The organism is Gemmatimonadales bacterium (assembly GCA_035502185.1).
Lineage (GTDB): Bacteria > Gemmatimonadota > Gemmatimonadetes > Gemmatimonadales > JACORV01 > Fen-1245.
In genome coordinates this window covers 80,602-94,914 of sequence record DATJUT010000063.1, presented here as the reverse complement: position 1 = coordinate 94,914, position 14,313 = coordinate 80,602, and the positions used below count along the sequence as shown (strand labels likewise).

Below are 14,313 nucleotides of genomic sequence, written 5' to 3'. Positions count from 1 at the left end.
AAACCCGGGATCAGAAGGGAATAGTACGGGTGCTCCCCCCCCTGTCAAGGGATTGTGACGAGGCCCCGGAGCCGTTCGGCGCGCACGCGTCCCAGGCCGGGAACCCGCGCCAAATCAGCGATGTCGCGGAACGGGCCGTGCGCCGTCCGCTCGGCGACGATGCGCGCCGCCAGCACCGCGCCGATGCCCGGCAGACACACCAGATCGGCCGCCGGCGCGCGGTTCAGGTCGGGCGCGCGGACGCATCCGCCGGCCTTGGGCGCTCCGGGCGCCGACCTCGCGGCCGACGTGGCGACCCAGACCGCCGCCGACCCGGAGCCGTCGCCCGCGCTCGGCACGGCACCGTAGCCCGTGCCGCCGACGGGGGCGCCGACCGGCCAGCCGTCCCTCTCCACGGCCGCGGGCGCCACGCCGCCGAAGGTCACGTGCGGCTCGAGGCCGCGCAGCAGACCCGGGCCGATGCCCGTCACCCGCCTCAGGCCCGCCAGCGATCCGAACGGGCCATGCGCCTCGCGCTCGGCGACGATGCGCCGGGCGAGCGCAGGTCCGATGCGCGGCAGCCGCTGCACCTCGTCGGCCGGCGCGCGGTCGACGTCCACGCGCTCCAGCGGCCCGAGGGGCCGGGCCAGCGCCTCCGCCCGCTGCGACTGCGCGGCCTGGCGCACGATGTCGCCGCCGGCCAGCGCGGGGGCCACGGCCGACAGCCCGACCTGCGGCTGTTCGCCGGGCCGCAGAGCGCGGAACGCCGCGCCTGCCGCGGACACCACCGCCAGGAACACCAGGGCGCGGCGCTCGTCGTGCGTGAACATTGCGGCCAAGATGGCCCCGCCGGCGCGGGCACCGGCACCATCCCGCCGCGGCGCGTGCCGAATCAGTGCAGCAGCGCGAGGGCCAGGCGCCCGACCCCGGCCAGCGATGCCTCCGACATCTTGTCCGGCGTGTCCTCCAGGGTGTGGTGCCAGGCGCGGTAGTTCTCGAAGCCGATGACGTCGATGGCCGGAATGCCGGCCTCCAGCAGGGGCACGTGGTCGTCGAGGATCGGGCCGCCGTTGACCGGCCGGAACATGGACCCGAGGTGCAGCTCGGCGGCCGTGCTCCAGACCCGGTCCACGATCTCCGGGGCCCGCTCGACCGACCAGCCCTCCTCGTAGATCACCTGGTTGCGCCCGCCAATCATGTCCCACAGCACGGCGAACAGCGGCCGGTAGCCGGCCGCCGGCAGGTGCTGGGCGAAGTAGCGGGCGCCGATCAGCACGTCCTTCTGGCTGTCGGCCTCGAACGACCCGTAGTCCTCCCCGTCCACGAACAGCAGGTCGACCCCCACCGAGGGGGGCGTCTGCTTGAGCGCATCGGCGACGCCCAGCAGCAGCGCGGTGCCCGACGCGCCGTCGTTGGCGCCCGGAATCGGCAGAGCGCGCTTGGCGGAATCCGGGTCGTTCTCCGCGACCGGGCGTGTGTCCCAGTGCGTGAGATAGAGAATGCGGTTGGGGTCGGCCGGCCGAAACCGGGCCAGGATGTTCTCGAGCCGCAGCGTGTCACCCGCGGCCGTGACGTGGGTGAAGGCCTGGATCTCGACGCTGTCGGCCCGCGAGCGAAGCTCCCGGGCCAGCCAGTCGGCGATCGCCCGATGCCCCGGCAGGCCCGGTGCGCGCGGGCCCGCGGCCACCTGGTAGCGGACCCAGCCCATCGCCTGCACGGCATCGAAGCGCTGCGCCTGGGACTGGCTCCCGTGGCACGCGACGCCGACCGCGGCCGCCAGGGCCACCGCCAGGCGCCTCACCGGGGCTGCCCGGCCTGGAAGTTCACCGTGACCGATGCCGTGAGGACCAGCTGGGCGGTCTTCCGGGCCAGGTACGCATCGTCGTTGATGATGTACCCGACCGACACACCTGCGGAGACGTTGGGCGGCATGTCCGTGTCCATGGTGAGGTTGAACTGCTGGCGCCCCGCGTCGAGAATCGACACGCAGCTGGCGGCATCCACCAGGTTGATGCAGCCCTTGGTGTTGGACGACGAGTAGGCGAGCGACGTGCGGATGTCCGACTTGAGGGGCAACAGCTCGTACGGCGGCCGGAAGGCGAAGGCGACGGTCGCCGACGACTCCGTGCGGTCGTTCTGGGTCTGGCTCCCGGCCTGGTTGGCCAGCGACCGGCTCACGCTGTAGGAGAGGCTGGTCGAGACGTGGCCGGCCCAGGTGAGCGACAGCGACACCGGCCACGACCGCGTCTCCTGGCTGGTGCGCAGCGCGCCGACCGTGCTCGCCGACGCGACGCTCTCGAGCACCAGCGGCGGCTGGACGGTGCTCGAGTTCGTGATCCGCACCGTCGCCGAGGCGCTCACGCTGGACAGGATCTTCGCGATCGCCTTCTGCCGCGGCGTCCACGTCCACCGGCCGGTGACGTCGGGCCAGGAGGTGTTGTTCTGGTCGGTCTCGGACTGGCCGGTGCCGCGCACCGACCAGGTGGACTGGGTGCCGGTGCTGTAGCTGCCCGTGACGGAGAAGCCGAGCGGAAAGCGCAGCCCCGACGAGGCGCGCCACTGCTGCGCCTGCGACGCGCCGACCGCCAGGCGGCCGTCGATGGCGCGGAAGCCGCCCGTGCCCCCGAGGCCGAGCTCGTAGCCCAGCGAGGGATCGAGACCGGCGCGGGAGAACTGCGAGCGCAGGTCCGTGTGGGTGGAGAAGTCGAGGGGCGCCAGCCGGTCCAGCCACGGCAGCAGGCGGGAGGAATCCCCCATCAGCAAGCGCAGGGCGCGCGAGAAATCCAGCGAGCCGCCCAGGTCCGTGGACCGCGCGTTGGTGAACGTGGTCGGCAGGCGGAACGCACCGGCCGTGTCCCCCACCGCCCGCTCGGGGATCCCCCCGTTGGGGTCGCGCGTCAGGCCGAAGCTCGAGGCGCTGGTGAACCGCGGCCGCAGCCAGGTGAACAGGTTCGGCGTGTAGCTCAGGCGCGTGGTCAGAACCCGCTGGCTCTCGAACCCCAGGCCCATCCCGAGGAAGCGCTGCCCCTGCTGGCGCGTGAGCACGCCGAGCGTGGTGCTGTCGCCGTAGTCCTTCAGGTCCCGCGTCGACGTGAGGTTGACGCTGAGCGAGACCGACGACAGCGGCCGCAGATCCACGCCCGCCCCCGCCTGCAGCGACGCCTGCAGCGCGTGGACCGTGGTCGCCAGGGTGTCGCTCACGGTCGCGACCGGCACCGAGAACGTCTGCGCGTCCGAGGTGCTGTGGGTCCAGCCCAGCGAGAAATGGACCGACGCCGGACTCCACCGCAGCCGGGAGCTCTCCACCCCGCGCAGCAGCTCCGAGCGTCCGAACAGCGGAATGGCCCGCAGCAGCCGTGCCAGGAGCAGCGGCATCCAGCGGAAGCCGCGTTCCCCGGGCAGCGCCTGGTAACTGGCCGCGACCACCGCCGACCGCGCGGAGCTCTGCGACAGCTGGGACGTCGCGGTGCCGTTGGTGAGGACGGTGTTCAGGGCGAGGTTGTCCACCAGCCAGCGCTCCCACCACAGCTTCCCGCGGCGCGTGCGCCGGAGTGCGAGGCTGTAGAAGGACTGCGTGGCCTGCGGGTGCCGCAGCCCCACCAGCCCGGACGCCAGCACGTCGGTGCCGCCGAGGTAGTACGGGTCGTCACCGGAACGGTTGACCTGGATCGTCAGGGGCGCCGCGAGGCCCAGGCGCTCGAGGCCGAGCCGGTCGAGGTGCACCGTGGAGCTGAAGGCGAGCTGGTTGCTGGTGGTGTACGTCGGATCCTCGCCCAGCTGGTGGAACTGGGCGTCGCGGCGCGACACCGACAGGTTCATGTCCGCGACGTCGGCGGCCACCACGCGCAGGTTGACGGCGCCCGCGTACCCGGGGTCGTTGACCACCTGCGACAGGCGGATGTCGTCCACCCACAGCTCCGCGCTGTCGGCCGCGAGCCCCGAGTCGCGGACGAAGCCCACCGCCAGCTCGCGCACCTGGGCCAGGTTGGGCGGCGCCACGCCGGGGTCCCGTACGTGGACGATGTAGGTCCGCGCGCTGTCGCACTCGACGTACGCCAGGCTGTCGCCCCCGCAGGTGGATGCGCCCGAGGGCCGCTGGCCCGCGAGGAACCGGCGCTCGATGTCCGCCCGCATCTCCTGCCAGCGGCTGAAGTCCACCACCTTGTCGGGCAGCCAGGTGGTCGTGTCCGCGGAGGCGCGGAACATGTAGAAGTTGTTCTCGTCCTGCCCCACCTTGATGTAGAACGACAGCTGGTGGTTGTTCCAGCCCGCGCCCCGCCCGCGCGCCCACACGTGCAGCTGCCGGTAGCCGAGGAAGTTCCGCTGTCCCTCGGGGAACTGGTAGTACGCCTCGGCCCGCTCCCCCACCCCCACCTGGCTCCCGATCAGCCGCAGGGACCGCTCGTTGATCTGCGTGGAGCCGTACGTCAGGTTCCCCGACTGGGTCGCGCCCTCGTTGCTCACGCCCGGCGGCGGCTGGTAGTGCAGGTCCACGACGTTCTCGGTGCTGACGATGCTCGCCACGACCTCGCCGTGGCCGGTGCCGACGGCCCCGGAGATGCCGGCGATGGGCGTGGTGGCCCGCTTGATCCACGGGGCGCCCACGAGGTTGAGCCGTCCCAGCGCGAAATACAGGCTGGCGTCGGCGGGCCCCTCGGGCGCGACGACGGTCAGCCGCAGCGACCGGATCTGGTGGACGTCGGGAGCCCCGACCTGGAACGTGTCGGCACGGAACGGGATCCGGTACAGCCGCCAGTGGCCGACGACGGAGTCGACGTGCCCGGACTGGTCCACCGGCCCGCCGTCGCGCACGAAGTACTTCGGGTCGCCCAGGTGGAATACGTAGCGGAAGTAGCTCTCGTTCAGCGCCGAGACCAGGCTGTCGAGGTGGCCGTCGCCGTCGAGGTCCTCGGCGTCGGGGAGGCCGTTGCCGCGCGTGCAGCGCGCCTCCGGGTCCCCCCGGTAGGTGACGAAGATCGCCCCCGCGGCGCCGGAGGGATACGTGCACAGCGGCATGTTGTGCACGTAGCTGCCCGTGGTCTGGTCGAAGATGCTGTCCGCCACCGCCCCGAGGATGCCGTTGTCGTTGATCAGCGCGTTCCAGGAGTTGGTCAGCGTGTCGCGCTCGGTGTCGAGCCGCCCCTCGCCGATGCGGCGGCGCCCCGAATAGGTGGTGTCCCCGGTGGGGCTGACGGTGAAGCTCGTCGGCACGAAGTCCACCGCGTCCTCGTACACCCGGCCGAAGTCGAAGACGAGGGAGGCGCCGGCCTGGCGCGCCGGGGAGTTGGGGAGTTCGAACACCCAGAACTCGAGGTACTCGACCCGCGAGAGGTCCACGCCCGTGGCCGACAGCGGGAGCGTGATGGAGCGCCACCGGGGCCCGGGCGTGTGCGGCAGCAGCCAGCGCATCAGGCCGGTGGTCTGGTTGGGCAGGCCGCCGATGGTGTCGGGGTGCAGGCTGAGCCAGAGCACGTTCTCGAGACTGCCCGCCGTGCCCTGGGTGACGATCGTGGGGTCGATGTCCTGGGAGCTGAACTGCAGGTACCCGCCGCCCGTGGTGCGGATCAGGTTCTGCCACACCAGCGGCACCGCGTTCGCGTCCGCGAATCCGCTCACCGGATCGATGCCGGTGCCGGCGAGCCCGTGCGGCGAGGCCGGCCGGCTGCCCTGCTGCCAGGAGCTCTCGGTCAGCGGCAGGAACGTCCCCCCCTCGCCCTCGAAGGTCTCGACCCAGGCCTGGCCGACCTGGTTGGGCGAGGGCCGGGACGTGGCCAGCTCCGCGTCGAGCGTGATCTGCGAGGGCACCTCGGTGCGCACCAGGGGCAGGTGGTTCAGGAGCCGCGTGAGGCCCAGCGGCTCGAAGTGGAAATTGCCGGACACGCCGCCGACGAAGTTGGACGACGGCTCGAAGCCGAGCGGCGGACGGGTGAAGTTCGACTGCTGCTGCTGCAGCAGGCCGAGCACCGTCACCGAGCCGTGGTCGCCGAAGTCGTAGCGCGTCTGGAGGCCGTAGATCGAGGTCGGCGCGATCGCGAAGCCGGGCTGCTCCTCGTACTGAACGTTCACGGTCGCCGGGGTGGCGAACAGCGAGTCCGGGTGCAGGAAGCTGACCTGGCCGACCTCGTAGTTGATCGTGTAGTCCACGTTGCGGACCAGGGTGCGGCCGCCCACCGTCAGCCGCTCGCTCCCCGGCCGCAGCTGCACGGCCCCCAGGTTCAGCGTGCCGGACTGGTCCCCGCCCGAGGCCTGGTAGTGGAGCGCGAGCTGGTAGAGGGGTGTCGGCCCCTGCGTCAGCAGCAGGTAGGTGGGCGTGCGGTACAGGGAGTCGTTGCGGTATTGCGGCGCCAGCACGGTGCTGTCGGCGAACGGCGCGAGGGTCGGGAAGACGACGTAGTAGTCCCGCAGCGGAGCGCCGCCGGCCGGATCGCGCGAGCGCGGGAACAGGCGGTTGAACTGGTCGAACTGGGTCTGGTCGGTCGTCAGGGAGAGCCCGAGCAGCGCCAGGAAGGTGGCGGCCCCGGACGCCGGGCGCTCCGACTGGGCCACGACGATCCTGAGCTGCATCCCGTCGCGCACCACGCTGCCGGTGCCGCCCACCCGATACACGTTGCGCATCATGTACCGGAAGGTCGGCACGTCGGGGCCGCGCTGCGGCTCCTGGATCAGGCGCAGGGTGTCCACGCGGCCGGCGGTCGCCGCGGCAGGGAACGTGCCGATGCTGTCGCCCGCGGCGGTGACGTACGAGACGGCCAGGTAGTCGCCGTTGTCGAGCTGGTTGGTGAGCGCGAACCACAGGCCCGAGGGGTCGAGATAGTAGTCCCGGCCCTCGATCAGCAGCTCCCACGGGAACGGGCCGGCGCGCTGCGGGCTGTCGGGTCGGTCGGCCACGGCGGGGATGCCGCCGTAGCTCTGCTGCGCCGTCGTCACGCCCACGGTGCTGCGGCGGCGGTACACCCGCACCTGGACCACCTGGTCCTGCCGCGGCAGTCCGGCCAGGTTGAGGTTGAGCGCATCCACGCGCGGGTACCCGGGGAGCGTCGCGGGGTCGACCACGAAGAAGAAGCGGTTGGGCTCGTAGTCGCGGTCCATGACCGTCCGGTCCACCGCCTGCAGCGTCTGCTGGCCGACCACGTAACTGCGGCCGCTCACCACGTTGCCGCGCTGCTGGGCGTAGATCCCGCTGAAGTCGATCGGCCCGATCTGGCCGGACGCCTGGAAGCCGAAGTTGTTGGCGGGGATCCCGCCGGTGATGAACTGCGACCCGGGTGCGCGGAAGGTCACGTTCCCGACCTCGACGCGCTGCAGCACTTCGTCCTGGAGGCCCTGGTAGTAGAGCTTGATGTTGTTCGACGCGTCGAACTCGCGCTGGGAGTTGTAGTCCACGTCGAGGTGGACCCGCTGCCCCACGATGCCCCCGGTCCGCACGTCGAACTGCGGATCGAGCCGCGGCGGCGTGACCGCCGACGAGCAGCCGGACGACAGCACGGCGGCGTCGCCGGGCTGGCAGCGGAGGTTCTTGAGGTGGTCGTAGCGCAGCTCGAACCGCGCGTTGAGCACGATCCCGAGGTCGGCGTAACGCTGCAGGACGCTCTGCTGCGGGCGGACCGTCTCCTCCACCGGCGGCGGCGCCAGCACCGCCACGGGGGCCGGCGGCCGCAGGCCGAACAGGGCCGTGCTGTCACCGCCCGCCACGCCGAAGTGCCAGCGCGCCGCCTGCCGCGCGGCCAGGTCCGCGAGCAGCGAGTCGCTCCAGCGCCGGCCCGCCGTGCCCGCGTCCACGCGCGCGGGGAGCAGGTAGCCGAGCGCCGCCGGCCACCGGATGGCGAGCGTGTCCCCGGCGAACCGCGGCGGGCGCAGCCGCGGCAGCGAGTCGGCTTGCTGCGCGTGAGCTCTGGAGGCGGCGAGGACGGCGAGAAGAGTGATCGCGACGGCAATGCGCGTCACGTACGCCCGCACTTTCAGTGGTATTCCTGGGCGGCTACTCGGGGTATTATACGACGACGCCGGAGGCCCCTCAACCCCGATCGGGACACGACTTAGACCGTGAAGCTGCTGTCGCGTTACCTGCTGCGCGAGCACCTCCCGCCGTTCGCGTTCGCCCTGGGGGCGCTCACCGGCCTGATGCTGCTGAACCAGGTCGCCCGGCAGTTCAGCCAGCTGGTTGGCAAGGGGCTCCCCTGGGGCGTGATCCTCGAGGTGTTCGGCCTGTCGGTGCCGTTCATCGTGGCCATGACGCTGCCGATGGCCGTGCTGGTCGCCGTCCTGTACGCGTTCGTGCGCCTGGGCGCGGACAACGAGATCACCGCGCTGCGCGCCAGCGGCGTGAACCTGGTCGCCCTGGTCCGGCCGGTGCTGCTCGCCTCGCTCGGCCTCGCGATCGTCGCCTTCCTGTTCATCGACCAGGTGCTCCCGCCCTCCAATCACAAGCTGAAGACGCTGCTGGTCGACATCGCGCGCAAGCGGCCCACCTTCGAGCTCAAGGAGCAGATGGTCAACGAGGTCATCCCGCAGCAGTTCTTCCTGCGGGCTGGCCGCATCGACCAGTCCACCGACCGGCTCAAGGACGTGCAGATCTACGACCTCAGCAGCGACCAGCGGCGGCGCACGATCTACGCCGACAGCGGCTACATGCGCTTCAACGCCACGCGCACCGACCTGTGGCTGACGCTGTTCGACGGCTACGTGTTCGACCAGGACCGGACCCAGCCGGCCGTGTTCCGGCGGGTGTTCTTCCACACCGACCTCGTGCGCAAGCGCGGCATCTCCAACACGCTGGAGCGGACCGGGGAGGACATCGGCCGGGGCGACCGGGAGATGTCGGTGTGCGAGATGCGCACCGAGCTCGGGCGCCACCTGCTCTCGCTGGCCGCGCTGCGGCGCGAGCGCGAGGCCACGCTCGGCAACGACGTGCGCACCCTGCTCGGCGTGACGCCGCTGCCGCAGGCCGACACGACCGGGATGCGCCCCGAGCGCTCCCTGGAGGTCGCCTCCCTCTACTGCGGCGCGCTCGGCGGCCTGGGCCGCCTGCTGCGGCCGCGCGCCGCGCACGCCCAGCAGCCGCCGCCGCGCCCCGCTCCGGTCCCGGCGGTCCGCCCGCCCGCGGCGTCGCTGCCGGCGGCGGTCGCCGGGTACCGCATCACCATCGCCGACTCCGCCGGCAACCTGCTGCGCCTGCGCCTCGCGGACCTGGACGCGCGCCGGGTCGCGCTGCGGCAGATGGCGGCGCGCTACCAGATCGAGATCCACAAGAAGTTCGCGATCGCCGCGGCGTGCCTGGTGTTCGTCGTGATCGGCGCGCCCGTGGCGCTGCGCTTCCCGCGGGGCGGCGTCGGGCTGGTGATCGGTGCGAGCGTGCTGATCTTCGGGTTCTACTACGTGGGCCTGATCGGCGGGGAGACGCTGGCCGACGCGCTGATCGTGACGCCGTTCTGGGCGATGTGGGGCGCCAACCTGCTGATGACCGCGATCGGTCTCGTCTTCTTCCTGCGCCTCAACCGCCAGCGGGTCGCGGCGCGCGGCGTAAGCTGGCGGGAGCGGATCGCCGTGCTCGGGCGCCGCCGGAAGGCCCGGCGCGCGTGATCCGCGGCGTGCGGGTGCTCGACCGCTACCTGACGGGCGAGTTCCTGAAGATCTTCGCGATCACGGCCCTCGGCTTCCCGGTGCTGACGATCGTCATCGACCTCACCGATCACGTGGACCGCTACATCAGCAAGAACCTCCCGGTGCTGCGCGTCGCGCTCGCCTACCTGGCCGGCGCGCCCGAGCAGGTGTTCTTCATCACCCCGGCGGCGGTGCTGTTCGCCACCGTGTTCTCGGTCGGCGCGCTGGCCCGCCATTCGGAGATCACGGCTGCCAAGGCCTCCGGCATCTCGTTCCACCGGCTGGTGCTGCCGATCTTCGCGCTGGCGGCCGCCGCCAGCGTGTTCGCCTTCTTCCTCGGCGAGTTCGCGCCGCTGGGGCAGGAGCGGCGTGCCACCCTGCTGGGCGAGCGGGAGGTCCGCTCGCAGACCATGCGCTACAACTTCGTCTACCGCGCCGACGGCGGGCGGATGTACACGATCGGATCCCTGTCGGTGCCCGACCGGTCGATGACCGGCGTCCAGATCGAGCGGGAAGGCGCCGTGGACGGCCCCGCGGCCGACTCCTTCCCCGGCTACTACCTCGATGCCCGGACGGCGAGCTTCGCGCCCCGCCTCGGCTGGACGCTCAAGGGCGGCTCGCTGCGGCTGTTCTTCGGCCGCGATCGCGAGGCGGCGTTCGGCTTCGATTCCCTCCGGCAGCGGGCCATGTCCGAGCGGCCGCTCGATTTGCTGGTCGAGCCCAAGGCGCCGGACCAGATGCGCTACGCCGAGCTGGGTCACTACGTGCGCACGGTCGAGCGCGCCGGCGGCGACGCGAACAAGCTGAAGGTCGAGCGGGCCCTCAAGCTCGCCATCCCCTGCACCTGCCTGATCATCGCGCTGTTCGGGGCGCCGCTCGGCGTGGCGGGCGGCCGCAGCGGCGCCGCCTACGGCGTGGCCGTAAGTCTCGCCACCACCATCGTTTTCCTCACCATGGTGCAGATCATGAAGGCCGTCGGCGCCGGGGGTGTCGTGCCGCCCCTGGTGGCGGCGTGGATACCCAATTCGCTGTTCGGGGTATCGGGAGCCCTGCTGTTCGCCAATGCCAGGACTTGAGACATTGGCGTGACTTGACGCTTCGCCCGCCGGGCGGAATGTTCTTTGTGCCCTTTCACCCCCTATCGGCTGCTTCGGCATGCCCGGACGGAATCGCGCTGCACCTCGCTCATCCAATCACCATCAGTCTCGGCGGATGGAGGGAATTGGCATGAAGCTACCTGGCAGGATTTGTCTGCTGACTGCGCTGGTCGCCTTCGCGGGCACGACGGCGCTGCGTGCCCAAGGGGTCACGACGTCGGCGATGACCGGGGTCGTGAGCGACTCGTCGGGCGCCGCCCTCGTGGGGGCCCACGTGGTCGCCGTGCACGGCCCGTCCGGAACCTCGTACGTCGGCACGACGGGAGAGGATGGCCGGTTCACCCTCCCCGGCATGCGCGTCGGTGGGCCGTACAGCGTGAGGGTCGCATACGTCGGCTACCGGCAGCAGGTGCAGGACCGGATCTACCTGCAGCTGGGCGTGACCGCGGACCTGCAGTTCATGCTGACGCCGGTGAGCGTGGAGATCGAGCCCATCACCGTGACCGGGCAGAGCGACCCGATCTTCAGCTCGGCGCGGACCGGAGCGGCGACCGCCGTCCCCACGGCCGCGATCCAGCAGCTGCCGACCGTCACCCGGCGGGTGGAGGACCTCCTCCGGCTGACCCCGCAGTACGAGAACGGGACCAACGGCTACTCGTTCGCGGGCCAGAACAACCTGCTGAACAACATGACGATCGACGGGTCGTACTTCAACAACTCGTTCGGCCTCGCCGGGGAGCCCGGCGACCGCACCGGCGTGGCGGCCATCTCGCTCGACGCGCTCGAGCAGGTCGAGGTGAACGTGGCGCCGTACGACGTGCGCCAGGGCAACTTCGTGGGCGCCGGCGTCAACATGGTCACCCGCAGCGGCACCAACCAGTTCACCGGGTCGCTGTACTACGGCTGGCGGAGCAACAGCCTCGTCGGCACGCAGGCCGGCGCGAACACCTTCAACCCCGGCACCTTCAAGTACCACGACATCGGCGTCAATGTGGGCGGGCCCATCATCCCGAACCGCCTGTTCTTCTTCGCCAGCTACGAGAACGACGCCCAGACCACGCCGGCCACGACCTATACGGCCAACACCGGCACGCAGACCGTGGGCGGCAGCGTCACCCGCGTGCTCGCGTCGGACCTGGACTCGATCAGCAGCTACATGCAGAAGAACTTCAACTTCAACCCCGGCGCGTATCAGGGCTACAGCTTCCAGATCCCGTCCACGCGCTTCCTGACCCGGCTCGACTTCAACCTGAACGACCACAACAAGATCTCGGTGCGGTACAACCTGCTGAACTCGCAGTCGCCGATCCTGATGTCGAACTCGGCGTCGCTGGGGGTCGGCGGCGTGCGCAGCAACCTGAACTCGCTGAACTTCGCGGGCAGCAACTACGCCATCCTCGAGAACATCCGCTCCACCGTGGCCGAGTGGAACTCGACGATCGGCACCAAGATGTCCAACAACTTCATCATCGGGTACACCTCGAACGATGAGAGCCGGTCGAACGTCTCGCCTCCCTGGTTCCCGCTGATCGAGATCCTCAACGGCGGCACGTCGTACACGGCCCTCGGGTTCGAGCCGTTCACGCCCGACAACACGCTCAGGTACCACAGCTTCCAGCTGCAGGACAACTACAACTTCTACCTGCGCAACCAGACGCTGACGTTCGGAGTGAGCTACGAGAAGTATCACTCGCTGAACATCTTCTTCCCGGGCGCGCAGAGCGTGTACGTGTACAACTCGCTCGCGGACTTCTACACCGACCTCAACGACTACCTGGCCAACCCGAACCGCACCACGTCGCCGGTGACGCTGAACACCTTCCAGTACCGGTACGCGAACATCCCCGGCCAGAGCGTGCCCGTCCAGCCGCTGGACGTCCAGTACGCCGGCGTGTACGCGCAGGACCTGTGGCGGCCCACCAGGGACATGACCGTCACGGCGGGCCTGCGGGTCGACGCCCCGTGGTTCGGGAACACCGCCTACGACAACACGCAGGCGGACACGATGCATTTCCGCCTCGGGTTCGGCTGCGCGGCCACGTCGGCGACCTGCCCGACGACGACGTACAACACCGGCAAGCTGCCGTCGGTCAAGCCGGAGTGGTCGCCGCGCCTGGGCCTGAACTGGGACGTGCAGGGCAAGCACACCACGCAGCTGCGCGGCGGCACAGGCCTGTTCGCCGGCCGCCCGGCCTACGTGTGGATCTCGAACCAGATCGGCAACACCGGGGTGCTGACGGGCTTCATTCAGCAGAAGAACACCACCGCCTATCCGTTCAACCCGGATCCGTATCACTATGCGCCGGCCTCCGTCACGGGCGGTCCCGCGGCCAGCTACGAGCTCGCGCTCACCGACCCGAACTTCAAGTTCCCGCAGGTGTGGCGCAGCAACATCGGCATTGACCGGCGCCTGCCCTTCCTCGGGCTCACCGCCAGCGCCGAGTTCCTGTACACCAAGGACGTGAACGGCGTCGCGTACGAGAACGTCAACCTGCCCGCAGCGGACACGACGTTCTCGGGCGTGGACAATCGGCCGCGCTGGTTGAACAACGCGACCCATACCCACGCGAACCAGCTGTACACGGCCGTTTCCGCCGACGCGACGGTGCTGACCAACGAGGGCATCGGCCACTCCTCGGTGCTCACGTTCACGTTGGAGCGCCCCGTCGCCACAGGACTCTATGCCAAGCTGGGCTACAGCTACGGCGTGAGCCGCAACACCGTGGACCCGGGCTCCATCGCCTACGGCTCGTGGAGTGCCAACGCGCAGTCGGCCGACCCCAACAATCCGGGAGCCGGGTACTCCGGCAACATGCAGAAGAACCGGTTCTTTGCGGCCATCACCTACACCCAGAACTTCATCGGGAAGCTGGTGGGGGCGGGGTGGGTCGGGAACACCTCCGTGAGCGTCTACTTCGACGGCCACACCAACGGCAACACCAGCTACGTGTTCGCCGGCGACATGAACGGCGACGGGGTCCGCGGCAACGACCTGATCTGGATCCCGACGACGGACACCAGCCAGATGAATTTCGTGCCGCTGACCGTGGGGTCCGGCGCGGGCGCCGTCACGTACACCCGCCAGCAACAGCAGGCGGCGTGGGAGGCCTTCATCGAGCAGGACTCGTACCTCAGCTCCCACCGCGGCCAGTACGCTCAGCGCAACGCCGTCTTCCTGCCGATGGTCTGGCGTGCCGACCTGAGCATCTCGCAGGACATCGGCCGGGCGATCGCCGGCCAGACCAGCCGGTTCCAGATCCGGCTCGACATGCTGAACTTCACCAACTGGCTGAATCACAACTGGGGCCTCGGGCAGATTTCGACGCTGCCGAGCGCCGGCACTGGCACCGTGGCACCCCTGGTCTTCGTGGGTTCCGACGCCAACGGCGCCCCGACGTACCGGCTGGAGAACATCGGCACGTCGCTGATCACGCACTCGTTCCAGAAGTCGGTGACGACGAACGACGTGTGGCGGTTGAACCTGGGTGTGCGCTACTTGTTCAATTAGCTCGTAGCCTCACCCGTACGGCGAGCCGCCCTCCGCAAGGGGGGCGGCTTCGTTTCGATGAAGGCCGAAGTCCGGGAGCGGGGCAGCGAGACGACACGGGGCTCCGCCCGCGACGCAGCCGGCGCGACG

At 70.4% G+C, this 14,313-nt stretch carries 6 protein-coding genes; 3 read left to right on the top strand and 3 right to left on the bottom strand.

All coding sequences use genetic code 11. The features are described 5' to 3' along the window. Window positions 1–44 precede the first annotated feature (44 nt). From VMF70_08675 to sprA, 3 genes are all read right to left on the bottom strand, one after another. Entirely contained in the window at window positions 45–809 is a 765-nt protein-coding gene (locus tag VMF70_08675) for a helix-hairpin-helix domain-containing protein (protein HTT68089.1), read from the bottom strand. 62 nt (window positions 810–871) lie between these two features. Then, window positions 872–1,780 carry a M28 family peptidase gene (locus VMF70_08670; GenBank protein ID HTT68088.1) on the bottom strand — a complete coding sequence of 303 codons (909 nt, stop codon included), beginning with the start codon at window positions 1,778–1,780 and terminating at the stop codon, window positions 872–874. Beyond that, entirely contained in the window at window positions 1,777–7,923 is a 6,147-nt protein-coding gene (gene sprA, locus VMF70_08665; protein HTT68087.1) for a cell surface protein SprA, read from the bottom strand. The genes VMF70_08670 and sprA overlap by 4 nt, the downstream gene beginning before the upstream one ends. 99 nt (window positions 7,924–8,022) lie before the next feature. On the opposite strand from sprA, the gene VMF70_08660 reads away from it, so the two are divergent. The 3 genes from VMF70_08660 (at window position 8,023) to VMF70_08650 (ending at window position 14,184) form a co-directional block, all read left to right on the top strand. Next, window positions 8,023–9,558, top strand: coding sequence for an LptF/LptG family permease (locus VMF70_08660; GenBank protein HTT68086.1), 1,536 nt, complete (start codon window positions 8,023–8,025; stop codon window positions 9,556–9,558). Then, window positions 9,555–10,655: an LptF/LptG family permease gene (locus tag VMF70_08655; protein ID HTT68085.1), complete on the top strand. Its 1,101-nt coding sequence runs from the start codon at window positions 9,555–9,557 to the stop codon at window positions 10,653–10,655. Before VMF70_08660 ends, VMF70_08655 begins: the two co-directional genes overlap by 4 nt. A 151-nt stretch (window positions 10,656–10,806) precedes the next feature. Continuing rightward, window positions 10,807–14,184: a carboxypeptidase regulatory-like domain-containing protein gene (locus tag VMF70_08650; protein ID HTT68084.1), complete on the top strand. Its 3,378-nt coding sequence runs from the start codon at window positions 10,807–10,809 to the stop codon at window positions 14,182–14,184. Window positions 14,185–14,313 lie beyond the last annotated feature (129 nt).